This window comes from Rahnella sp. NRRL B-41462 (assembly GCF_003263525.1).
In the GTDB taxonomy this organism is placed as follows: Bacteria; Pseudomonadota; Gammaproteobacteria; order Enterobacterales; family Enterobacteriaceae; genus Rahnella; species Rahnella aceris.
Window position 1 is genome coordinate 30,741 of the sequence record NZ_JYDF01000036.1, and the last position, 22,541, is coordinate 53,281.

At 51.3% G+C, this 22,541-nt stretch carries 16 protein-coding genes and 1 pseudogene; 7 read left to right on the forward strand and 10 right to left on the reverse strand.

Annotated elements, in window-relative coordinates; all coding sequences use genetic code 11:
- Positions 1 to 282: 282 nt before the first annotated feature.
- The 3 genes from ldtD (at position 283) to UC14_RS09965 (ending at position 3,563) form a co-directional block, all read left to right on the forward strand.
- Positions 283 to 2,133, forward strand: a complete 1,851-nt coding sequence (gene ldtD, locus UC14_RS09955) for a L,D-transpeptidase (protein ID WP_037036014.1) — start codon at positions 283 to 285, stop codon at positions 2,131 to 2,133.
- 179 nt (positions 2,134 to 2,312) lie between these two features.
- Positions 2,313 to 2,864, forward strand: coding sequence for a YcbK family protein (locus UC14_RS09960; RefSeq protein WP_013574851.1), 552 nt, complete (start codon positions 2,313 to 2,315; stop codon positions 2,862 to 2,864).
- 51 nt (positions 2,865 to 2,915) lie between these two features.
- Positions 2,916 to 3,563, forward strand: coding sequence for an MBL fold metallo-hydrolase (locus UC14_RS09965; protein ID WP_013574852.1), 648 nt, complete (start codon positions 2,916 to 2,918; stop codon positions 3,561 to 3,563).
- An 85-nt stretch (positions 3,564 to 3,648) separates the two neighbouring features.
- On the opposite strand, the gene UC14_RS09970 is transcribed toward UC14_RS09965, so the two are convergent.
- The 4 genes from UC14_RS09970 to pncB form a co-directional block, all read right to left on the reverse strand.
- On the reverse strand, positions 3,649 to 4,839 hold the full coding sequence (locus UC14_RS09970) for an amino acid aminotransferase (protein WP_013574853.1): 1,191 nt from the start codon (positions 4,837 to 4,839) through the stop codon (positions 3,649 to 3,651).
- A gap of 241 nt (positions 4,840 to 5,080) precedes the next feature.
- Positions 5,081 to 6,193 (reverse strand): porin OmpC, encoded by a 1,113-nt coding sequence (gene ompC / locus UC14_RS09975; protein WP_013574854.1) that lies wholly within the window; start codon positions 6,191 to 6,193, stop codon positions 5,081 to 5,083.
- 299 nt (positions 6,194 to 6,492) lie between these two features.
- The gene (asnS, locus tag UC14_RS09980; protein ID WP_013574855.1) at positions 6,493 to 7,893 is read right to left on the reverse strand and encodes an asparagine--tRNA ligase; all 1,401 of its coding nucleotides are present in this window, start codon (positions 7,891 to 7,893) and stop codon (positions 6,493 to 6,495) included.
- A gap of 259 nt (positions 7,894 to 8,152) precedes the next feature.
- Positions 8,153 to 9,358, reverse strand: coding sequence for a nicotinate phosphoribosyltransferase (pncB, locus tag UC14_RS09985; protein ID WP_112197633.1), 1,206 nt, complete (start codon positions 9,356 to 9,358; stop codon positions 8,153 to 8,155).
- A gap of 694 nt (positions 9,359 to 10,052) precedes the next feature.
- On the opposite strand from pncB, the gene pepN reads away from it, so the two are divergent.
- Positions 10,053 to 12,668, forward strand: a complete 2,616-nt coding sequence (gene pepN, locus UC14_RS09995; protein ID WP_112197634.1) for an aminopeptidase N — start codon at positions 10,053 to 10,055, stop codon at positions 12,666 to 12,668.
- A 75-nt stretch (positions 12,669 to 12,743) separates the two neighbouring features.
- Here the strand turns inward: pepN and ssuB are convergent, their stop codons facing one another.
- The 5 genes and pseudogenes from ssuB to ssuE form a co-directional block, all read right to left on the reverse strand.
- Positions 12,744 to 13,526, reverse strand: a complete 783-nt coding sequence (ssuB, locus tag UC14_RS10000) for an aliphatic sulfonates ABC transporter ATP-binding protein (protein WP_013574858.1) — start codon at positions 13,524 to 13,526, stop codon at positions 12,744 to 12,746.
- Positions 13,523 to 14,313: pseudogene (gene ssuC, locus UC14_RS10005) on the reverse strand (aliphatic sulfonate ABC transporter permease SsuC). Before ssuC ends, ssuB begins: the two are co-directional and overlap by 4 nt.
- An 11-nt stretch (positions 14,314 to 14,324) precedes the next feature.
- Positions 14,325 to 15,479, reverse strand: coding sequence for an FMNH2-dependent alkanesulfonate monooxygenase (ssuD, locus tag UC14_RS10010; RefSeq protein WP_112197635.1), 1,155 nt, complete (start codon positions 15,477 to 15,479; stop codon positions 14,325 to 14,327).
- A gap of 59 nt (positions 15,480 to 15,538) precedes the next feature.
- Complete coding sequence (locus UC14_RS10015; protein WP_013574861.1) at positions 15,539 to 16,513, reverse strand: sulfonate ABC transporter substrate-binding protein; 975 nt, start codon at positions 16,511 to 16,513, stop codon at positions 15,539 to 15,541.
- An 18-nt stretch (positions 16,514 to 16,531) separates the two neighbouring features.
- Positions 16,532 to 17,113: an NADPH-dependent FMN reductase gene (gene ssuE, locus UC14_RS10020; protein WP_013574862.1), complete on the reverse strand. Its 582-nt coding sequence runs from the start codon at positions 17,111 to 17,113 to the stop codon at positions 16,532 to 16,534.
- A gap of 315 nt (positions 17,114 to 17,428) precedes the next feature.
- Here ssuE and pyrD point away from each other — a divergent pair, with 315 nt between their 5' ends.
- The gene (gene pyrD, locus UC14_RS10025; RefSeq protein WP_013574863.1) at positions 17,429 to 18,439 is read left to right on the forward strand and encodes a quinone-dependent dihydroorotate dehydrogenase; all 1,011 of its coding nucleotides are present in this window, start codon (positions 17,429 to 17,431) and stop codon (positions 18,437 to 18,439) included.
- A 184-nt stretch (positions 18,440 to 18,623) separates the two neighbouring features.
- Positions 18,624 to 19,172 (forward strand): cell division protein ZapC, encoded by a 549-nt coding sequence (locus tag UC14_RS10030; RefSeq protein ID WP_112197636.1) that lies wholly within the window; start codon positions 18,624 to 18,626, stop codon positions 19,170 to 19,172.
- A gap of 30 nt (positions 19,173 to 19,202) precedes the next feature.
- Here UC14_RS10030 and UC14_RS10035 read toward each other — a convergent pair whose 3' ends face one another.
- Positions 19,203 to 20,306 carry a YcbX family protein gene (locus UC14_RS10035; protein ID WP_112197637.1) on the reverse strand — a complete coding sequence of 368 codons (1,104 nt, stop codon included), beginning with the start codon at positions 20,304 to 20,306 and terminating at the stop codon, positions 19,203 to 19,205.
- 110 nt (positions 20,307 to 20,416) lie between these two features.
- Between UC14_RS10035 and rlmKL the strand changes: the two genes are divergently transcribed.
- Positions 20,417 to 22,537, forward strand: a complete 2,121-nt coding sequence (rlmKL, locus tag UC14_RS10040) for a bifunctional 23S rRNA (guanine(2069)-N(7))-methyltransferase RlmK/23S rRNA (guanine(2445)-N(2))-methyltransferase RlmL (RefSeq protein WP_013574866.1) — start codon at positions 20,417 to 20,419, stop codon at positions 22,535 to 22,537.
- The last annotated feature ends 4 nt before the right edge of the window (positions 22,538 to 22,541 follow it).

The following is a 22,541-nucleotide window of genomic DNA, read 5'->3' on the forward strand; positions in this document are numbered from 1 at the left end:
TTTCACTTATATTTCTTTAAAAAGTTGTGGTGAACTAAATAGTTTGTAAGCCAACGCTAAGGTGCTGCGCAATTTATAGACGAATGCCTGAAAACAGCACATAAACACGTAAGGGAAGACTTTATTTAAACTGACAGCTGGCTTAGAGTCTTTACGTTACACGCGGGCTCTATTTCATTGAGTTCCTACGCAAAAAAAGAATTCTCTTTATATACTTATTCCAAGAGCTGTTGGCTCAATTTTGGGGATGAGATTGAGCACCTTATCGGGAGGCAAGGGAAGATGTTAATGAATCAAAGGTCTCTCAGGTTTTTAGTCGCCAGCTGTCTGCTGGCGAGCGGTCTCTCGCCGTGGTTTGCTGCATGGGCTACCGTGCCCGCGCTGCCATTAGGAAAAACCACGCTATCAAGCGTACAGAGCATGAGCCAGTTGCAGGCAGAGTTATTGCCAAGGGGCATCAGGCCGTTGTATCTGTCATCTCTGTCATCGCTTTATGCTGCAAATCATATGCAGCCCATGTGGAACGATCGTGAAACAGTTCAGTTATTCCAGCAGCAACTCGCCGAGCTGGCCATATCGGGGATCCAGCCTCAGTTCACGCAATGGGTGAAATGGCTGACGGATCCGCAAGTTACCGGCATGGCCCGTGATGTGGTGTTGTCAGATGCAATGCTGGGCTATTTGCAGTTTACGAGCAGCGTGGAAGCCAATGGAGATAAGTGGTTATACAGCGCCACACCGTACAAAATGACGACGCCGTCGCTGACTGTGATTAATCAGTGGCAACTGGCTGTGCGTCAGGGCAATACGTCACACTATTTGTCGACTCTCGCACCACAGCACCCTTATTACACCAAAATGCATGATGCATTGAAAATCATGCTGACGGACAATCGACCATGGCCCGTGATGACAGGATCAGCCAGTTTGCGTCCGGACCAGATCAGTGACGATGTCCCGGCCTTGCGGGAGATCCTGACCCGAACTGGTATGATGGTCGCCTCGCCTGAAGAGAATAAGGTGGCTAAACCGACAGATGAAACTATCGCCCCGAACACGCCGGGAAGCGCGGCAAATGACGATCTGTCTGTTGATGAAACCGCTGATAAGGCCCAGCAATCGACCCCGGCTGTCAGCCCTTCCGCAACATCAGTACAAGATGTCCTGCCAACGGTTCAGTCGACAGAAGTGCCAGCGACACCCGCGCCAGTGGCTGTCGCTGATAATCAGTACACACCGGATTTAGTGGAAGCTGTTAAGCGTTTTCAAAAATGGCAGGGGCTGGAAGCGGACGGTATTATTGGCGGACGTACCCGTCAGTGGCTGAATGCCTCTCCGCAATTGCGTGCTACCTTGCTGGCGCTGAATATTCAGCGTCTGCGCATTCTTCCAGGCAATGTGAACACCGGAATCATGGTGAACATTCCAAACTATCAGCTCACCTATTATCTCAATGGCAATGAAGTGTTGTCGTCACGGGTAATTGTCGGTCGTCCAAGCCGTAAAACGCCGTTAATGAGCAGTGCGTTGAATAATGTGGTGGTCAATCCACCGTGGAATGTGCCCACAACGTTAGTGCGTGAAGATATCGTGCCTAAAGCCATGAACAATCCCGGTTACTTCCAGCAACATGGCTATCAGGTATTGTCTGGCTGGAGTAACGATGCTGAAATCATCGATCCTTCAATGATCGACTGGGCAATGATATCACCCAACCATTTCCCCTATCGCATCCGTCAGGCGCCGGGCGTAAGCAACTCTCTGGGGCGGTATAAATTTAATATGCCGAGTTCTGATGCTATTTATCTGCATGACACGCCAAACCATAACTTGTTCAGCAAAGACATTCGTGCGCTGAGTTCTGGCTGTGTGAGGGTGAATAAGGCTTCTGAATTAGCCAATATGCTGTTACAGGATGCAGGCTGGAATGACACGCGAATATCCTCTGCATTGCAGGGCGGCAATACCACGTATGTGGCAATACGCCATCATATACCGGTAAAACTGTTTTATCTGACGGCATGGGTCGCGGATGACGGTAAGCCGCAATTCAGAACAGATATTTACAATTATGATTCAACGGTGAGATCCGGTGCACAAATTCTGCCTCAGGCGGAAATTTTGCTTCAATAAATGCAGTAAAACTAATCTGATAAGGGTCAGAGTATTTGGCCATCGAACGAGCGTGAGCCACTGGCACGCTCGTTTTGCTTATATGGGTTCCCTTGACTCGCAGAAAATTGGCAGTTAAGGTTCAAAACGGCTCAGATCAGAGCTTATTTTTGACTCTCTTACCGGATAGTAAACTGTTCATGAATGAAATCGACAAACATCGCCGTAAATGGCTGGCATTAGGCAGTGCCGCTATGGGGATTGCATTACTTCCAGGTCGTGCATTCGCCACTCTTTCCACACCTCGCCCGCGTATTTTAGTCGTTAACAATATCAATACCGGCGAAACCCTCAAAACCGAGTTTTTTGATGGAAAGCGTTACAACAAGGATGAGTTGGCCCGGTTGAATCATCTGTTCAGGGACTATCGTGCGGAAAAAGTAAAATCTATCGATCCCGCGTTGTTCGATCACCTCTATCGTTTGCAGGTGATGCTTGGCGGAACGAATAAACCAGTCCAGCTGATTTCGGGTTACCGCTCACTGGCGACAAACAACAGCATGCGTGAACCCGGAAGCGGGGTAGCGAAGCACAGCTATCACACGCTTGGGCAGGCAATGGATTTCCACATTCAGGGCATCGAACTGAGCAATATCCGCAAAGCAGCATTAAAAATGCGGATGGGTGGTGTAGGATATTATCCACGAAGTAACTTTGTGCACATCGATACCGGTCCCGCGCGGACCTGGTGATGTGTGTAATTAATGGCCTGCCGGAATGTGCAGGCCATTTTGTGGAGCTCTATGAAAACCCATCTTATTACCGTCACGGCGTTCAGCCAAAACTGCTCACTGATTTGGTGTGCTAAAACCAATCAGGCCGCCATTGTTGATCCGGGCGGTGAAGCCGCCAGGATCATCCAGGAAGTTTCTGCCAAAGGTGTATTGGTTACGCAAATTTTGCTGACTCACGGACATCTTGATCACGTTGGTGCCGCAGCAGAACTGGCTGCGCACTATCAGGTACCGGTTATCGGACCACAAAAAGAAGATGAATTCCTGCTGGATGCGTTACCGACCCAAAGCCAGATGTTTGGCCTCGACCATTGTGACCCGCTGACGCCGGATACCTGGCTGGAAGAAGGGGATTCAGTGAGTGTTGGTGAAGAAATCTTATCCGTGTTGCATTGCCCAGGCCATACGCCGGGGCATATTGTCTTCATCAATGATAAAGCGCGAATTGCCGTTTCTGGTGATGTGATTTTCAAGGGTGGCGTAGGCCGCAGTGATTTCCCGCGTGGTGACCATCAGGCGCTGATTCATTCCATCAAAACGAAATTATTACCGCTCGGCGATGACATGGTCTTTATTCCCGGTCATGGCCCGATGTCAGACTTTGGTTATGAGCGTAAAACGAACCCGTTCCTGCAGGATGAAATGCCGGTCTGGTAATTACGTTTGCTGTTTATCAGCAAAAAACAAAAAGCCCGTCAGGATACCTGACGGGCTTTTTTAATTGAGCAACACTGCTTATCTTTTACAGTACGGCGACGATGGCTTCACACAGCGGTGCCATATTTTCGAGCGTGATGCCGGCAACGTTGATACGGCCGGAGTTCACCGCGTACACGCCGAATTCATCACGTAAACGCAATACCTGATCTTTGGTCAGGCCGCTGAAAGAGAACATCCCGTTCTGGTTAATAATAAAGCTGAAATCCTGTTGAGCGCCTTTTTCCTGCAAGGTGCTGACGAATAGCTGGCGCATACGATGGATACGCAGGCGCATATCGCTTAGTTCCTGCTCCCACAGCGTGCGCAAAGCTTCGTTACCCAGTATGGTGGCTACAACCGCAGCACCGTGTGACGGCGGGTTGGAGTAGTTTGCACGGATAACCGATTTCATTTGGCTGAAAGCGCGACCGGCAGTTTCTTCATCGGCTGCGACTAACGTACAAGCACCTACGCGTTCATTGTATAAGCCGAAGTTCTTCGAGTAAGAACTGGCGACCAGCAATTCCTTATGTTTTGCCACGAACAGGCGCAGACCCGCCGCATCTTCTTCCAGACCTTTTGCAAAGCCCTGATAGGCGAAGTCGAACAACGGTAACCAGCCGTTGCTCACCGACAATTCTGCCAGCTGTGCCCATTGTTCTTCCGTAGGATCGATACCGGTTGGATTGTGACAGCAGCCATGGAACAGCACCACGTCGCCTGCTTTCGCTTCGCTCAGGCTTTTCAGCATGCCATCGAAATCAAGGCTGTGATTTGCAGCGTCATAGTAATTGTATTCCACAACTTCCAGACCGGAAGCAGAGAACACACCTTTATGGTTCGGCCAGCTCGGATTACTGACCCACACGCGTCTGGCGCTGGTTTGCGTAGCGATGAAATCTGCTGCGATACGCAGAGCGCCAGTGCCGCCCGGAGTCTGTGCGGTGCGTGCCCGTTTATCAGCAATAACCGTGCTGTCTTTGCCAAACAGCAGTTCCTGTGTACAACGGGCAAAATCAGGCAACCCGTCGATACTCAGATAGGTTTTAGTGGTTTCATTTTCCAACAGGAACTGTTCGGCTTTTTTCACGCTGGCCAGAACCGGCGTTTTACCTGTTTCGTCTTTATAAACACCAATCCCCAGATTGATTTTATTAGAGCGGTCGTCAGCGCGGAAAAGATCGGTAAGACCCAGGATAGGGTCAGCAGGTGCTGCAGTGATTTTTTCAAACATGTCGGAAAATTCCATAGCCTGATATTACGAAAGAGGTCATCAGGGTAACGCCAGCGCCCCCTTTTGCCAACCGTTTGCGGCAAAAAGAAAACAGAGTTGTGAGAAGGCGTGGGAGATTAAAATATTTTATAGGCGAGGGTGGAAAAGCGGTATTTTCAAGACTCAGAAATGCAAAAGGCAGAGCCGAAGCTCTGCCTTGATATCCACTTTGCTGCGCCCGTAAGCGCATCGTTAAGTGATATTAGAACTGGTATTGCAGACCAACACCCACGATGTCGTCAGTGCTGCGACCCGCTGCTTTGGTGTAGCTGTTGTCGTCCAGCAGGTTGATTTTGTAGTCAACATAGGTAGACATGTTTTTGTTGAAGTAGTAGTAAGTACCAACTTCCACATATTTAACCAGGTCAGCATCGCCGCCAGCGTAGGTAGAACCGTTGTTGGTGAAACCGTTCAGGCTCTTACCTTTAGACTGCAGGTATGCGATAGATGGGCGCAGACCGAAATCGAACTGGTACTGAGCAACAACTTCGAAGTTCTGAGTTTTGTTAGCAATTGCATCCGGGTTACCGTAATCGGTGGTGTTACGTGATTCACCGTAGAAGGTTGCCAGGTACAGGTTGTTAGCGTCGTATTTAGCGCCGAATGCGTATGCGTCAGCTTTGTCGCCAGTGCCGTCTTGTTTCTGAGTAACAGTACGGTTAGAAGAGAAGTAAGCACCAGTAATGCTAACACCTGAGTTGCCGATAGCGTAAGCGGCAGAAGTACCCCAGCCGTCGCCATTGGAATCAACTGCGCCACGACCATCACGACCTTCGTCGTTTTTGCCCTGGTACTGTACAGCGAAGCTCAGGCCATCAACCAGACCGAAGAAGTTGCTGTTACGGTAAGTTGCCACACCGTTAGCACGACCAACCATGAAGTTGTCGTTGTTCTGGTACATGGTGTCATCGCCATAGATTGGCAATTGGTCGGTGTAGGACATTACGTCGTAGATTACGCCGTAGTTACGACCGTAGTCGAAAGAACCTGCATCACCAAATTTCAGACCTGCGAAGCCCAGACGAGTTTTGTTGCCTTCATCGCCAGCACTTTCTGCATGGTTAGCCTGAACGTTGTATTCCCACTGGCCGTAACCGGTCAGTTGGTCAGTAATTTGAGTTTCGCCTTTGAAGCCGAAACGGACATAGGTCTGGTCGCCATCGTCGCCAGCATTGTCAGAGAAGGTGTGACGTGCGTCAACTTTACCGTACAGATCCAGTTTGTTGCCATCTTTGTTATAGATCTCAGCTGCATTAGCTGCACCAGCAACTAACAGAGCAGGGATTACCACTGCAAGAATATTGCGCTTCATCATTATTATTACCCTCATTGGTTTTATTTGGACACCTGCCACTGCCTAAATAATTCTTTACGGAACTATTCACGAAAGTTTGGTGTCTCCTGTGTCTGAACGCACTATTCCATCCGTGGTGAGCTTAATCCACAGCGAAAATGCTACTAAATTACTAAATATGTTTCAGCAGGAAAGAATGTATTTCAAAATGTGTATTTTACGGAACTTTGTGACAGGGATCTATCTTTGAAAATGACTAAGGCCAGCAAAGCTGGCCTTAGTTTTGTAACTATTATGTTAATTAAAAATAGTTTAATTAATTAGAAGGTTGCACTACGTGGTGTACGTGGGAACGGGATCACGTCACGAACGTTTTGAACACCGGTCACATAGGCGACTAAACGTTCAAAGCCAAGGCCGAAGCCTGAATGCGGGACTGTGCCGTAACGACGAAGATCGCGATACCACCAATAATCTTCTTTATTTAGCCCCATTTCAGCCATACGGGCGTCCAGTACGTCCAGACGTTCCTCACGCTGAGAGCCACCGATAATCTCACCAATGCCCGGTGCCAGAACATCCATTGCCGCGACGGTTTTACCATCGTCATTCATACGCATGTAGAAGGCTTTGATATCTTTCGGATAGTTTTTAACCACCACCGGCGCTTTGAAATGCTGTTCCGCGAGATAACGTTCATGCTCAGAAGAAAGGTCGACACCCCATGAAACCGGGTTTTCGAATTTCTGATCACAATTCATTAATATTTCTACTGCATCGGTGTAGTCTACCTGGGCGAAATCGGATGTTACAAATCGCTCAAGGCGTGCAACAGCATCTTTGTCTACACGGTCAGCAAAAAAGGCCATATCGTCTGCGCGTTCGTCTAAAACGGCTTTGAAAACATATTTAAGCATGTTTTCAGCCAGTGCTGCGATGTCATCCAGTGTCGCAAATGCGACTTCCGGTTCTACCATCCAGAATTCCGCAAGGTGACGGCTGGTGTTGGAATTCTCTGCACGGAAAGTCGGACCGAAGGTGTAAACCTTAGACAGCGCACAGGCATACGTTTCGCCGTTCAGCTGGCCGGAAACCGTCAGGAACGCTTCTTTGCCGAAGAAATCTTCGCTGAAGTCGATTTCGCCTTTGTCTGTACGCGGCAGATTTTGCAGATCCAGTGTCGATACGCGGAACATCTCACCCGCGCCTTCAGTATCGGAGGCAGTGATCAGCGGTGTGGACACCCAGAAATACCCGTTTTCATGATAGAAACGGTGAATGGCCTGAGAGAGGGTGTTGCGCACACGGGCGACAGCACCAATCAGATTGGTGCGCGGGCGAAGGTGAGCCACTTCACGCAGGTATTCGATGCTGTGGCGTTTTGCCGCCATCGGATAAGTATCAGGGTCATCCACCCAGCCAACAACGTTGACGGTCGTTGCCTGCAGCTCAAAACTCTGGCCTTCGCCAGGTGAGGCGACAACAATACCGGTCACTTCTACTGAACAACCCGTCGTCAGACGCAATACGTCTTCCTGATAATTGGGCAGAGAATTATTGATGACGGCCTGTAAAGGATTAAAGCAGGAGCCGTCATAAACGGCGACGAATGAGATACCAGCTTTAGAATCTCTCCGGGTACGTACCCAACCGCGTACGGTGACTTCACTGTCAACCGCAGCACGGCCTTGCAGTACGTCGACTACAGGCACAACGCTCATAGATTTCTCTCTTTCTTTATATATGTTGACTAAGAAATATTGGACACCCTGTAAATAGGGATTTTGCTATGTTACTTAGGCTTTCTCAGGACACAAGCAGAAATCGTCGTCAGCGGACAAGAATTGTGGCGCGAATGAAGAGAGTTGTGGGGAAATATTGAGAGAGTGAATAAAAGCCGAGCAGAATTAGATCGCAAGTATATAAAGGAAAGAAAATCTGAATAAAGCGCCGGATTGATTTCCGGCACTTTAGGGAGAGTCAGGACGCTTTTTTCACCAGCGGCAGATCGAAAGCTTTGCGCAGGGCTTTAACAAAAGCTTTGTCCTGGCAAATCGTTTTGCCTGGGCTGTCAGAGAGTTTCGCGACAGGTTTGCCATTGCACTGTACCAATTTAATGACAATATTCAGCGGCTTCACGCCCGGAATATTACATGTCAGACGCGTACCAATCCCGAATATCAGATTCACCCGTTGATGGAAATGGCGATACAGGTGTAACGCTTTGTCCAGATCCAGATTGTCGGAAAAGACCAGCGTTTTGGTCATCGGGTCGATATCCAGCGCATGATAATGCGTTATCGCTTTCTCACCCCATTCAAACGGATCCCCGGAATCATGACGCAGTCCCTGATAGGCATTGGCGAATTTGCTGCCGAAATCACGCAGGAAAGCATCCATCGTAATGCAGTCAGTGAGAGCGATCCCCAGCTGATCCGGATATTCGTCCAGCCAGGCCTGCAACGCCGCGCGCTGGCTGTTAGCCAGAACCGGGCTGATTTGCTGATGTGCCTGGAACCATTCGTGGGCTTGCGTGCCGACCGGTGCCAGCTGCAATTTATGCGCTAAATCGTAGTTACTGGTGCCGACCAGATAAGGGAATTCATTTTTCAGTGTGCTGACGATGGCTTCCTGAACTTCACCGGAGAAACGACGACGGGTACCGAAATCCATCAGACGGAAGGCACCGAGATCGATATCTGCGGCCTGTTCTTTAAAACTGGCGAGATTTTTACGCAGGTGCTCCACTGCCATTTGCGCCGTCACTTGTGGAGAACGCTGGCGATGGACAACTTCACTGATGACCGCGAGCAGCGGCACTTCCCACATAATCACTTCACGCCACGGGCCCTCGATGCGCACATACAAATGTCCGTTGCGATCGGAAACCATTACATGTTCAGGATTGTAGCGGAAGGTTTTTAGCCAGTTCAGGTAATCCTGCGTGAAGAACGGCAGCCCGGAAAGGTAGGTGAACTCGTCGTCCGTCAGCGCCAGTTGACTCATCATCTGGATTTGCTGGCGGACCTCGCTGGCGTATTCGCCCAGCAGTTCATCACCACGGCAACGGAACTCTGCCACGACGCTGATGTTGTGGTAGCGATGGTAGACTGCTTGCTGCATATGAAGCTTGTAGGCATCGGTATCTAACAGCGAAGTCAAAATCGGGGAGGCGTATGGAGTCATAGCGCGTTTACAGCATCCTCGTCAGAAACTGAGTGTTTGAACACAAACAACCGTTCCGTAAAAAAAACGTTCTGGATAAAACAGCAAAGTCTGTGAAGTATACCGTATTATCCCGTCAAAGAACCCTCATCACATCATAATTGTCGGGGAATGGTCGAGGTCTAAATGTGCTTAAATGTAGGAAATATGGGCAAGCTGGCGATTTTCCGGCGTAAAAAAAGCACGAATTGATTACATAAATTTAATCAATCTGACATTAAGGAAGAAAAAATTGGGGGCGATTAAACCCCGGTTTTCTTATGTTCATTTCGCTACGTTTGTTCACGATAGTAAACGAACTGATGTTTTCGAGAGTGATTCAGGTTTTTTTTGCCCCAAATACCGATCACCCGCATCACGACCAGTATGTGAATACCATGAAGCCATACGACAAGCTGTCCGTGACGGTTGTGTTTTTGCCGGATGCGCCAAACCCGCTGTTTTACAGAAATTTCTGTGTTTTGGTTGAAAGGTGCGCATACGCACTCACAAACTGGCAACAATCTGGGATTTCCTGATGCCTGTGGTAGAGTTTAAAGATAAAAAGTATGAAGGTCGTCCGGTGTGCTGTGCAGCGATTCGCTGACTTGCAAAACCTGCTTCATCAATCAATATCGCCATCACTACTAACCACCAACACGTCAAAAGGTTTTTTATGACTCAACTGCCACAAGCCAAGTTCCGCCACGATTATCGTGCGCCGGACTATACCATCACGGACATTGACCTTAATTTCGAGCTTGATGCACAGAAGACCCTTGTGACTGCGGTCAGTCAGATTAAACGACAGGGCGCAGAGGGCGTGCCGCTGGTGCTCAACGGCGAAGACCTGACCCTTATTAGCCTGAAGGTTAACGGCCAGGACTGGCCAAAATATCAGTTAAAAGAAGGCGCACTGGAAATTACCGGTGTGCCGGAAGCCTTTGAACTGGCGATTGTTAATGAAATTCATCCGGCAAAAAACACTGCGCTCGAAGGATTGTATCTTTCCGGTGAAGCGCTTTGTACGCAGTGTGAAGCCGAGGGTTTCCGCCATATTACGTATTATCTGGATCGTCCGGATGTGCTGGCGCGTTTCACGACCCGCATTGTGGCGGATAAAGCCCGCTATCCGTATCTGTTGTCAAACGGTAACCGTATTGATCAGGGTGAGCTGGAAGGCGGTAAACACTGGATCAAATGGCAGGACCCGTTCCCGAAACCTTGCTACCTGTTTGCGCTGGTCGCGGGTGATTTTGATGTGTTGCGCGATTCCTTCAAAACCCGTTCCGGCCGGGATGTGGCGCTCGAACTGTTTGTCGATCGTGGCAATCTGGATCGTGCAGGCTGGGCGATGGAATCCCTGAAGCAGTCCATGAAATGGGACGAAACCCGTTTTAATCTGGAATACGACCTCGACATCTTTATGATTGTCGCCGTTGATTTCTTCAACATGGGTGCGATGGAGAACAAAGGCCTGAATGTCTTTAACTCCAAATACGTGCTGGCGAAAGCCGAAACCGCCACCGATAAAGATTATCTTGGTATCGAAGCGGTGATCGGCCATGAATACTTCCATAACTGGACCGGCAACCGAGTGACCTGCCGCGACTGGTTCCAGCTGAGCCTGAAAGAAGGCCTGACCGTATTCCGCGATCAGGAATTCAGCTCTGATCTGGGCTCGCGTTCAGTTAACCGCATCGATAACGTACGTGTCATGCGTGGTGCGCAGTTCTCTGAAGATGCCAACCCGATGGCGCACCCGATCCGTCCGGAAAAAGTCATTGAAATGAATAACTTCTACACCCTGACGGTGTACGAGAAAGGTTCAGAAGTTATTCGCATGCTGCACACTTTGCTGGGTGAAGAGAAATTCCAGGCTGGCATGCAGTTGTATTTCGAGCGTCATGATGGCAGCGCGGCAACCTGTGACGATTTTGTACAGGCGATGGAAGATGCCTCAAACGTCGATCTTTCTCTGTTCCGCCGCTGGTACAGCCAGTCTGGTACACCAGTGCTGACCGTGCGCGACGACTATGACGTGGAAAAACAGCAATACACCCTGACTGTCAGCCAGAAAACCCCGCCGACGCCTGATCAGACTGAAAAGCTGCCACTGCATATCCCGCTGGATATTGAACTGTATGACCCGCAGGGCAATGTGATTGCGCTGAAACAACAGGGTAAGACGGTCAGTAACGTGCTGAACGTGACTGAAGCTGAGCAGACGTTTGTGTTTGACGACGTGGAATATCCGCCGGTGCCTTCCTTACTACGTGAATTCTCCGCACCGGTGAAACTCGATTACAAATGGGGCGATCATCAGCTGACTTTCCTGATGAAGTACGCGCGTAATGATTTCGCCCGCTGGGATGCGGCACAAAGCCTGCTGGCAATTTACATCAAACTGAACGTAGCGCGTCATCAGCAGAAATTGCCATTGTCCCTGCCGTTGCATGTGGCAGATGCGTTCCGCGCGGTATTGCTGGATGAGAATATTGATCCGGCGCTGGCGTCGCAGATTCTGACTCTGCCGTCTGAAAATGAAATTGCTGAACTGTTCGATATTATCGATCCTGAAGCGATCAGCGCTGTTCACGATGCGATCACCCGTTGTCTGGCAACCGAAATGGCGGATGAATTCCTGGCGGTTTACAACGCTAACCGTCTGCCTGCATACCGTGTCGTGCATGAAGATATCGGTAAACGTTCGCTGCGTAACACCTGCCTGCATTATCTGGCCTTTGCCGATGTGACGCTGGCAGATCAACTTGTCAGAGCGCAGTTTGAGCAGGCTGATAACATGACGGATTCTCTGGCGGCGATGTCTGCGGCGGTTTCCGCGCAACTGCCTTGCCGTGAATCCCTGATGGCGGCTTACGATGAGCGCTGGCATCACGACGGTCTGGTGATGGATAAATGGTTTATCCAGCAGGCGACCAGCCCGGCAGCCGATGTATTGCAGAAAGTCCGCTCACTGCTGAACCACCGTTCATTCAGCATGGGCAACCCGAACCGGGTCCGTTCATTAATCGGTGCTTTTGCGTCTGCCAATCCTTCTGCATTCCATGCCGCAGATGGCAGCGGTTATCAGTTCCTGACTGAAATGCTCACCGATCTTAACACCCGTAACCCGCAGGTAGCGGCGCGTATGATCGAGCCGTTGATCCGCCTGAAACGCTATGACCAGAACCGTCAGGCGCTGATGCGTCAGGCGCTGCAACAGCTGAAAGGGCTGGAAAATTTGTCCGGTGATTTGTTCGAGAAAATTACCAAAGCGTTAGATGCGTAATCGCAATTAACCGCAAAGCAAAAGGGCGATGGAAACATCGCCCTTTTTTCGTTTTGTATTCGCTGAACAGAGAGATCAGTTTTGCGCGCGTTTTGCTTCCTGCGCCACCGTGTGTGGAGGCTGTGGCGTCAGCACGCGTTCCAGCACTTCGGCTTCCAGCTCCGCCAGTCGCGCAGAACCTTTACGACGCGGACGTGGCAAATCAACCGTTAAATCCATGCCAATCTGCCCCTGATCGATAAGGATCACACGGTCAGCGACGGTCACCGCTTCACTGACATCGTGCGTCACCAGCAGCACGGTGAAATCATGCTGCTGCCACAAACGCTCGATCAGGCTTTGCATCTCGATGCGCGTCAGGGCATCCAGTGCGCCCAGCGGTTCATCCAGTAACAGCAGGCGAGGGCGGTGGATTAATGCACGCGCCAGTGCCACGCGTTGTTTCTGTCCGCCGGATAATGCTGACGGCCAGTCGTCGGCACGATCTGCCAGCCCGACTTCTTCCAGTGCAGCTTGTGCGGCTTCACGCCACTGGCCTTTCAGGCCCAATCCCACGTTATCAATCACCTTTTTCCATGGCAGCAGTCGGTCATCCTGAAACATGAGACGCGTATCTTCGCGCACCTGACTCAGCGGTGCGCTGGCGCTGAGCAGTTCGCCCTGAGTGGTTTTTTCCAGCCCGGCCAGCAAACGCAGCAGGGTACTTTTGCCACAACCGCTGCGCCCGACGACGGCTACAAACTGGCCGGGCGGAATGCGCAGATTGATATCGTTCAGCACGGCGCGGTTACCGTATTTTTTGGTGATGCCGGACAGTGTCACCGGCGTGCCTTGCGGAATACGTGCGGGGGCGTTCATGCGGCATCTCCTTGTTTTTTCTGATATGCAGGGTGCCAGCGCAGCCAGACACTTTCCAGCAGGCGGGCAAGGACATCGGCCAGTTTGCCAAGAATGGCGTAAAGCACGATAGCGACAACCACGACGTCAGTTTGTAAAAACTCGCGGGCATTCATCGCCAGATAACCAATCCCGGAGTTGGCGGAAATGGTTTCGGCCACAATCAACGTCAGCCACATGAACCCCAGCGCAAATCGTACGCCGACCATAATTGATGGCAACGCGCCCGGTAATACCACCTGAATAAACAGCGGGAAACCGGAAAGCCCGTAACTGCGCGACATTTCAAGCAGACCGCGGTCGATATTGCGGATGCCGTGGTAGGTGTTGAGATAAATCGGGAACAACGTTCCCAACGCCACCAGGAAGATCTTGGCGGATTCATCAATGCCGAACCACAGGATCACCAGCGGGATCAGCGCCAGATGCGGAATGTTTCGTAGCATTTGCAGAGAACTGTCGAGCAGACGTTCGCCCCAGCGGGAAAGCCCGGTAATAAAGCCGAGAAGCAAGCCGAGACTGCGCCGATAGCGAAACCAATCAGAGCGCGGAAGGTACTGATTTTCAGGTTCTGCCACAGCTCGCCACTCTTCGCCAGTGTCCAGAAGGCTTCCACCACTGCGCTGGGAGCGGGCAGAATGCGGTTGGATAACCAGCCCGCTTCGACAGCCAGCTGCCAGCCACCGATCAGAACCACCGGCACTACCCAGGGAGCAGCGCGGTTCAGCCAGCGTTGTGTCGTTGTCATCGGTATTCTCCTCAGTGCTGACTGGCGGTGCGTTTGGTCGCAAAGTCATGAGCGACCAGCTCGCCACGCGGCAAAATGGCTTTCTTCACAGTATTGTCATCTTCCGGTTTCGCCAGTTCCAGATGCGGGAACAGCAGTTCGCTGACGCGGTACGCTTCTTCCAGATGCGGATAACCGGAGAAAATAAAGGTATCGATGCCCAGATCAGCATATTCCTGCATACGCGCGGCGACAGTCGGGCTATCGCCCACCAGCGCCGTCCCGGCTCCGGTGCGTACCAGACCAATGCCGGCCCAGAGATTCGGGCTGATTTCCAGCTTGTTGCGGTCGCCGCCGTGCAATGCCGCCATACGATGCTGGCCGACAGAGTCGGTTTTAGCGAAAGCCGCCTGCGCGCGTTGAATAGTTTCATCATCCACGTTGGCGATAAGTTTGTCGGCAGCACGCCAGGCTTCCTCGGTGGTTTCACGCACAATCACGTGCAGACGAATGCCGAAACGCACGGTGCGGCCTTGCGCGGCAGCTTTGGCACGCACTTGTTCAATTTTCTCTTTCACTAACGCCGGAGGTTCGCCCCAGGTCAGATAAAGTTCCACCTGCTCGGCGGCGAGATCCTGTGCTTCGTCGGAAGAACCACCGAAATACAGCGGCGGGCGGGGGTATTGAACTGGTGGGTGCATCAGGCTCGCGCCTTTGACCTGAATGTGTTTGCCTTCGTAATCGACGGTTTCACCTTCCAGAACACGACGCCAGATACGCGTAAATTCCGCCGACGCTTCATAACGTTCTTTATGATTGAGGTGTAAACCTTCAGCCGCCAGTTCAGCCGGATCGCCACCGGTCACCAGATTAAACAGTGCACGACCGCCGGAAAGCCGGTCGAGTGTTGCCGCCTGACGGGCTGCCAGTGTCGGAGAAATAATGCCGGGACGCAGCGCCACCAGGAATTTCAGACGTTGTGTGACAGAAATCAGGGAAGCCGCTACCAGCCATGAGTCCTCGCATGAACGACCCGTTGGCAGTAGCACGCCGCCAAAACCTAAACGGTCAGCCGCTTGCGCGATCTGCTGAAGGTAGCCGTGATCGACCACGCGGGCACCTTCTTCTGTGCCTAAATAGCGGCCGTCGCCGTGGGTAGGTAAAAACCAGAATACGTTCAGACTCATCGTTGTGTTCCTCTCAAAGTGTGCGATTCGTTACCGCTCAGCGGCGGCTAAATGGATGTTCAGTTAGCTTGTACGGCTGGTTTCCAGATGCGGTCTTTAATTTCAACCGGCTTTGGCAAAATATGGTTCTGATAGAACAAATCGGCGGTTTGCTGCTGGCGCTTTTCTGTTTCCGCACTGACCGGCGTGATAGGCATATCCGGCAGATGATCCAGATAAGAGGCGACCACTTTTTCCGGTAACCCCATCGACTGAGAAAGCAGTTTGATACTTTGTTCACGGTCAGTTTTGGTCAGCGCATTCGCCTGCGTTAACACTTCCAGAACCTGACTGATGAACTGAGGATTGGCCTCGGTGTATTTTTTCGGTGCCAGATAGAAGGAGCCCGTCTGGTGGAGCGTCGAGCCGTCGGTCAGAACGCGCACATCACCCTGAACTTGCGCGGCCGAATAATACGGATCCCAGATAGCCCAGGCATCCACATCATGTTGCTGGAATGCGGCCCGTGCATCGGCAGGGGTCAGATAGACCGGCTGGATATCGCTGAATTTCAGGCCCGCCTGTTGCAGGGCACGCAACAGCAGGTTGTGCGAACTGGAGCCTTTCTGGAAAGCGACTTTATGACCTTTGAGATCTGCGACGGTTTTGATCGGACTCTTGCTGTCGACCAGAATCACTTCTGCTTTCGGTTTCGGGGGTTCAGAGCCGATATACAACAAATCTGCCCCCGCTGCCTGCGCGAACAACGGCGGCAAATCACCGGTACCGCCCAGATCAATACTTCCGACGTTCAGCGCTTCAAGAATTTGCGGCCCGGCAGGGAATTCTACCCAGCTTATTTTTGTGTCCGGGAAACGTTTTTCCAGTAACTGGTGTGATTTCGCCAGCACCAGTCCGACAGATCCTTTCTGATAGGCAATACGTAATTGCGCCGGATCCTTTTCCTGAGCCGTTGCGGTGCCGCTCAGGAAAAGGCTGGTCAGCAGGCTGGCCACAACCGGGATACGGCGTAATAAAGAGAAAGAAGCAGGCATGATTAATTCCTTTTAAAGTCAGACACGCAGTGCTTGCGCAGAAAGGGATGCAACAGACGGAAGCTGCGGACGGCGGCGGCTCAGCGCCAGGTAGAAGTTTTCCAGAGATTCGATCAAACGCTCTTCCAGTGCGGGGGCCAGCTTCGCAGGGAACGTCTGATAATCGGTGATCAGGCTGTCATCTGCGAAAACGCCCTGCAAAACTTCCTGTGCTTTCAGCGAGGCGAGTACCGGTTTTAGGGCGTAATCGACGGCCAGCATATGGCCGATAGATCCGGCTGTAGCCAGTGGCAACACCACTTTATGGTCGAGCGCGCGTTCTGGCAGTAAATCGAGCAGGGTTTTCAGTGCGCCGGAAAAAGACGCCTTATACACTGGTGTGGCGACGATCAGGCCATCAGCACTCGCCAGTTCAGCATTCAGTTGCTTGAGTTGCGGGCTGCCAAAATTAGCGAAAAGCAGATCGTCTGCTGAAAAATCCTGAATATTGTAGGTAAAGACTTCAACGCCACGGCTCGCCAGCCACTGGTGGCTGAGTGCCAGCAGGGAAGAGGAGCGGGAGGGTTGTCGCGGACTGCCTGCCAGAGTCACTACACGCATTTGCTTATTCCTTATAACAATCTGTTATAGAACTATCATTTTTCTTAACGAAGTGAGGTAAACCTAGCAGGCAGAGGCGGCGCAGCGGAAATCTCAATTTTGGCTATGGAAAGTTTCAAATCAGATAAAGCACGTGTCGGGTGTGCTGTGGGGCGATGGGGGGAAAGGAAATAAAAGTGAATTAAAGGTAACAAAAAGGTAATCGTTTGCGCAGCGAAGCAATTATTTGGCCAATATGCCGGTTATCATTTCCAATTGTCCGGCGCTTAGTCAATAATACCGCCCCGTCTAGCCACCGGGAATCCAGGAGTCTCCATGTATTATCCTCTTGTCAGGAAAGCACTGTTTCAGCTCGATCCAGAGCGCGCCCACGAGTTAACCTTTCGTCAGTTGAGCCGCATTTCCGGCACCCCGTTTGAATTCTTGATCCGCCAGTCAGTGCCCACCAAACCGGTAAACTGCATGGGATTATCCTTTAAGAACCCTTTGGGACTGGCCGCAGGCCTGGATAAAGACGGCGAATGTATTGATGCGCTGGGCGCAATGGGCTTTGGATTTATTGAAGTCGGTACTGTGACCCCGCGTGCGCAGGCCGGTAATGATAAGCCGCGTTTATTCCGTATTGTGGAAGCTGAAGGCCTGATTAACCGCATGGGTTTCAATAACCATGGCGTGGATAATCTGGTGAATAATGTCAAAAAATCACATTTTGGCGGCATTCTGGGGATTAATATTGGCAAGAATAAAGATACGCCTGTTGAGCACGGCGCAGACGATTATCTGACCTGTATGGAAAAGGTATATCCGTACGCCGGTTATATCGCGGTGAATATTTCATCACCTAACACGCCGGGATTACGTTCACTGCAATACGGTGAAGCGCTGGATGATTTGCTGGCAGCGATTAAGAATAAGCAGCTTGAGTTACAGCAACGCCATCAGAAATATGTGCCTGTTGCGGTGAAGATCGCACCGGATCTTTCTGAGGAAGAATTGATCCAAATAGCCGACAGTTTAGTGCGCCATAATATGGATGGCGTGATTGCGACCAATACCACACTCGATCGTAAACTGGTTCAGGGGCTAAATTATTGCGAACAGGTTGGTGGTCTGAGCGGGCGCCCGTTGCAGCTGCGCAGCACAGAAATTATCCGTATGCTCTCTCATGAATTACAAGGGCGTCTGCCGGTTATTGGTGTTGGCGGTATTGATTCATTAACGGCGGCCCGTGAGAAAATGGCCGCAGGCGCTTCCTTAATTCAAATCTATTCCGGCTTTATCTTTAAAGGTCCGGGTCTGATCAAAGATATTGTTACCCATATCTAATATTTTTCATCCTGAAGACGAGTCAGGGGTTTATTTATTAACCCGGCTCGTCTATATTTTGTCCACTGACCGTAATTCAGGCTCAGGATTTGTCTGATATCGTTTCGTTACTGAAAAATCTATTCTTACAGATTAGCCGGTAATGAAGTCAGGCAGAGGGCATGAGGGTAAACAGGATGACGAAATGAAAATTAAACCAGATGATAATTGGCGTTGGTATTTTGATACAGAACATGACCGGCTTATGCTGGACCTCGCCAATGGCATGATTTTCCGTTCCCGTTTTCCCGCCAAAATGTTAACTCCTGATGCTTTCGGAAATATGTCATTTTGTGTCGATGATGCGGCGCTGTATTTTGATTTTGAAGAACAGTGCAAACATATTCGTCTCGCAGCTGAACAACGCGCTGAATTAGTTCTGAATGCCTTAGTCGCTTATCGTTTTTTAAAACCGTTGATGCCGAAGAGCTGGCATTTCAGTCAGCAGATGCGTCCTTACCAGCCTGCGAATGGTCAGCTTGCTCAGGTGCAGGTGATGGAAAGCGGTGAACAGGCGACATTACTGGTGGTGGAATCCGGTGATAATGCCAGTCTGTGCCTGCTGGCGCAGGAACGGCTGACGGTCGCAGGGCGCGGCATGGTGCTGGGGGATGCTATTAAAGTGATGCATGACCGGCTAATGCCAGCAGCATTCCGCGTTGACAGGGATGATGTTTACGATCAGGCAGTTTAGTTTCCTGCCTGATCCTCATTAAATACACCTCTAGCCGAGCACGATATCCGTAGCCGGAATACAACTACACGCTAATATCGTTCCATCTTTTCCCACTGCACTCTCTTTCAGCGGTGCCACTTTTCCTTCTTTCAATATCATCCTGCACGCGCCACAAATTCCTGCACGACAGGAATAGGGGATACGTAATCCCTGCAATTCCAGCTGCTCGAGCAAAATCTGCTGATTGTTGCCGGTAAACTGCGTTCCCTGATAATTAATGCTGACGTCCTGCGCGGTGCTTTTTGGCGCTTCCACATTTTCAATGATATCGCCCGCGCAGTAAGGCCGTGGTGGCCTGGTTGCCAGCACCTGAACGCTGTCGCCTGCGCGGATCACGCCGCTGTTGCGGGCAATCATGTTCTGACCGAAATCGACATCGCCGTCGCTGGCGGTACGATAGCCCTGCAATGTTTTCAACGGTTCGCCACGCGGATGTTTGCGACCTTTTTCGATACTGACTGTGGTAAAAATACAGCGGCTGCAAGGTTTCACCAGATCGAAAATCACTTCCCCGATGCGGATCGTCTGCCAACTGTCTTCGGCATAGGCTTGTGCGCCGCTGACCACGATGTTCGGCCTGAATTGCTCAATCCTGACACCGCCCGGACAGCGGCGCTGTAAATCCTGCATTGAGGCTTCATTGATCAGCAGATACGGGAATCCGTCAGCAAACGACAGCGGCACTTCCGGATGTTTTTTTACCCGGCGCGTCGGTTCATCGCCAACCCAGCGCAGTTGAACGTCACGCTTTAAATAGCCACTTAACCAGCGATTTACGGGTTCCGGCGCGATGAGTGAGGTAAACTGATTGCCCCAGACTTCCGTCGGCGAGTGAACGCCTGCGAAATCACGAAATTTGACTGTGATGCTTTCGCCTTCGGGCGCGGAGATCATCAGACCATCGGGCAACAAAACCGGCGTGAACAGAACGAGGTTCGGATACTGGCGGGCTGTAATGAACATGCCTTGCGGATCGGTAATCATAAACTGGCGATCGAACGCCAGGCCGGTTGCTGTCACCAGCGAGTATGAAACCTGCAGGCCGCGCATGGATTTGACCGGGTGAACAAATAAACGTGAAAGAATGGGCACTGAAGACTGCCTCTCAGAGTGTAAAGTCTTAAGAAGAACCAGAGACTTTATGACAAGAGGCGGGGATTAGCTATAATGCGCAACAATTTTATTTTTGGTGATATGTCGATATGAACTCTTTGTTTGCCAGCACGGCGCGTGGACTGGAAGAACTGTTAAAAAGCGAACTGGAAACGCTGGGTGCGCAAGCCTGTAAAGTTGTGCAGGGAGGGGTGCATTTTGAAGGTGACGATCGCCTGCTGTACCGCAGCTTATTGTGGAGCCGTCTGGCTTCGCGCATCCTGTTGCCGCTGAACGAATTCAAAGTTCACAGCGATCTGGATCTTTATCTTGGCGTGATGGCGATCGACTGGCCGGCCGTTTTTGGCGTGGAAAAAACCTTCGCTGTGCATTTCAGCGGCCTGAATGACGAAATCCGTAACAGCCAGTACGGTGCACTGAAAGTGAAGGACGCCATCGTCGACAGCTTTACCCGCAAAATGGACGAACGCCCGAATGTGGCGAAACAGCAGCCCGACATCCGCGTAAACGTCTTCCTGCAACGTGATACCGCCAGCGTCGCGCTGGATCTCAGCGGCGAAGGCCTGCATCAGCGCGGCTACCGCGATCTGACCGGTCAGGCGCCGCTGAAAGAAAACCTGGCAGCAGCGATTGTAATGCGCTCCGGCTGGCAGGCGGGCACACCGATGGTCGATCCGATGTGTGGTTCCGGGACATTGCTGATTGAAGCGGCAATGATCGCTGCCGATCGCGCGCCTGGCTTACATCGTCAGCACTGGGGCTTTACCGGCTGGAATAAATTTGACGCTGAACTGTGGCGCGAACTGACCGCAGAAGCGCAGGTTCGTACCCGCCGTGCGGTGCAGGAAACCACGTCCCGTTTCTTCGGTTCTGATATCGACCGTCGCGTGATTGAGATGGCGCGTGCGAACGCCCGTCGCGCTGGTGTTGCGGAACTGATCAGCTTTGAAGCCTCAGAAGTTGGGAAACTGGTGAATCCGCTGCCGGAAGGCCCGGTGGGTACGGTCATCAGCAACCCGCCATACGGCGAGCGTCTGGAAAGCGAACCGGCATTGATTGCGCTGCATAACATGCTCGGCCGCATCATGAAGACCAAATTTGGTGGCTGGCAGTTGTCGCTGTTCAGTGCGTCACCTGAATTGCTGAGCTGCCTGCAACTGCGTGCTGAGCGCCAGTTCAAAGCTAAAAACGGCCCGCTGGAATGTGTGCAGAAAAACTATCAGCTGGCAGAAAACCCGACGGGTGCGGCCGGTACGCAAATGGCGGAAGATTACGCTAACCGCCTGCGTAAAAACGTCAAAAAACTGGAAAAATGGGCCAAACAGCAGGGCATTGAATGCTATCGCCTGTATGATGCCGATTTGCCGGATTATAACGTTGCGGTTGACCGCTATGGCAGCAAAGTGGTGGTGCAGGAATATGCGCCGCCAAAAACGGTTGATGCACAAAAAGCCCGTCAGCGCTTGTTTGACGTGATAAACGCCACCCTGTCTGTACTGGATATTTCATCCAGCCAGTTGATCCTGAAAACCCGTGAGCGCCAGAAAGGCACCAGTCAGTACGAGAAACTGGCGCAGAAAGGTGAGTTCCTGCTGGTTGAGGAATTCAACGCTAAACTGTGGGTTAACCTGACGGATTATCTCGATACCGGCTTGTTCCTTGATCACCGTATCGCTCGCAAAATGCTGGGTGAAATGAGCAAAGGTAAAGACTTCCTTAACCTGTTTGCTTACACCGGTACCGCCAGTGTTCATGCTGGCCTGGGCGGCGCGCGCAGCACGACCACGGTAGATATGTCCCGCACATATCTGGAATGGGCGGAAAAGAACCTGCGTGCCAACGATCTGACCGGCCGCCAGCATCGACTTATCCAGGCGGATTGCCTGTCTTATCTGGGCATGTGTGACGAACAGTTTGATGTGATCTTTATCGATCCACCGACGTTCTCCAACTCGAAACGTATGGCCGAAAGTTTTGACGTACAGCGTGATCATCTGGCTCTGATGAAAGATCTGAAACGCATTTTACGTCGCAACGGCACCATTATGTTCTCCAACAACAAGCGCGGTTTCCAGATGGATCTCGACGGACTGAGTAAACTGGGGCTGAGCGCGAAAGAAATCACCAGCCAAACCCTGTCACAGGATTTCGCCCGTAATCGTCAGATTCATAACTGCTGGCTGCTGTCCCATGCCGGCGAGGAAAAATAAAGTT

Bases quoted from the DNA above. Each gene is read 5' to 3' on its own strand.
- ldtD (WP_037036014.1), top strand. From the start codon at position 283: ATGTTAATGAATCAAAGGTCTCTCAGGTTTTTAGTCGCCAGCTGTCTG.
- UC14_RS09960 (WP_013574851.1), top strand. From the start codon at position 2,313: ATGAATGAAATCGACAAACATCGCCGTAAATGGCTGGCATTAGGCAGT.
- UC14_RS09965 (WP_013574852.1), top strand. From the start codon at position 2,916: ATGAAAACCCATCTTATTACCGTCACGGCGTTCAGCCAAAACTGCTCA.
- UC14_RS09970 (WP_013574853.1), bottom strand. From the start codon at position 4,839: ATGTTTGAAAAAATCACTGCAGCACCTGCTGACCCTATCCTGGGTCTT.
- ompC (WP_013574854.1), bottom strand. From the start codon at position 6,193: ATGATGAAGCGCAATATTCTTGCAGTGGTAATCCCTGCTCTGTTAGTT.
- asnS (WP_013574855.1), bottom strand. From the start codon at position 7,893: ATGAGCGTTGTGCCTGTAGTCGACGTACTGCAAGGCCGTGCTGCGGTT.
- pncB (WP_112197633.1), bottom strand. From the start codon at position 9,358: ATGACTCCATACGCCTCCCCGATTTTGACTTCGCTGTTAGATACCGAT.
- pepN (WP_112197634.1), top strand. From the start codon at position 10,053: ATGACTCAACTGCCACAAGCCAAGTTCCGCCACGATTATCGTGCGCCG.
- ssuB (WP_013574858.1), bottom strand. From the start codon at position 13,526: ATGAACGCCCCCGCACGTATTCCGCAAGGCACGCCGGTGACACTGTCC.
- ssuD (WP_112197635.1), bottom strand. From the start codon at position 15,479: ATGAGTCTGAACGTATTCTGGTTTTTACCTACCCACGGCGACGGCCGC.
- UC14_RS10015 (WP_013574861.1), bottom strand. From the start codon at position 16,513: ATGCCTGCTTCTTTCTCTTTATTACGCCGTATCCCGGTTGTGGCCAGC.
- ssuE (WP_013574862.1), bottom strand. From the start codon at position 17,113: ATGCGTGTAGTGACTCTGGCAGGCAGTCCGCGACAACCCTCCCGCTCC.
- pyrD (WP_013574863.1), top strand. From the start codon at position 17,429: ATGTATTATCCTCTTGTCAGGAAAGCACTGTTTCAGCTCGATCCAGAG.
- UC14_RS10030 (WP_112197636.1), top strand. From the start codon at position 18,624: ATGAAAATTAAACCAGATGATAATTGGCGTTGGTATTTTGATACAGAA.
- rlmKL (WP_013574866.1), top strand. From the start codon at position 20,417: ATGAACTCTTTGTTTGCCAGCACGGCGCGTGGACTGGAAGAACTGTTA.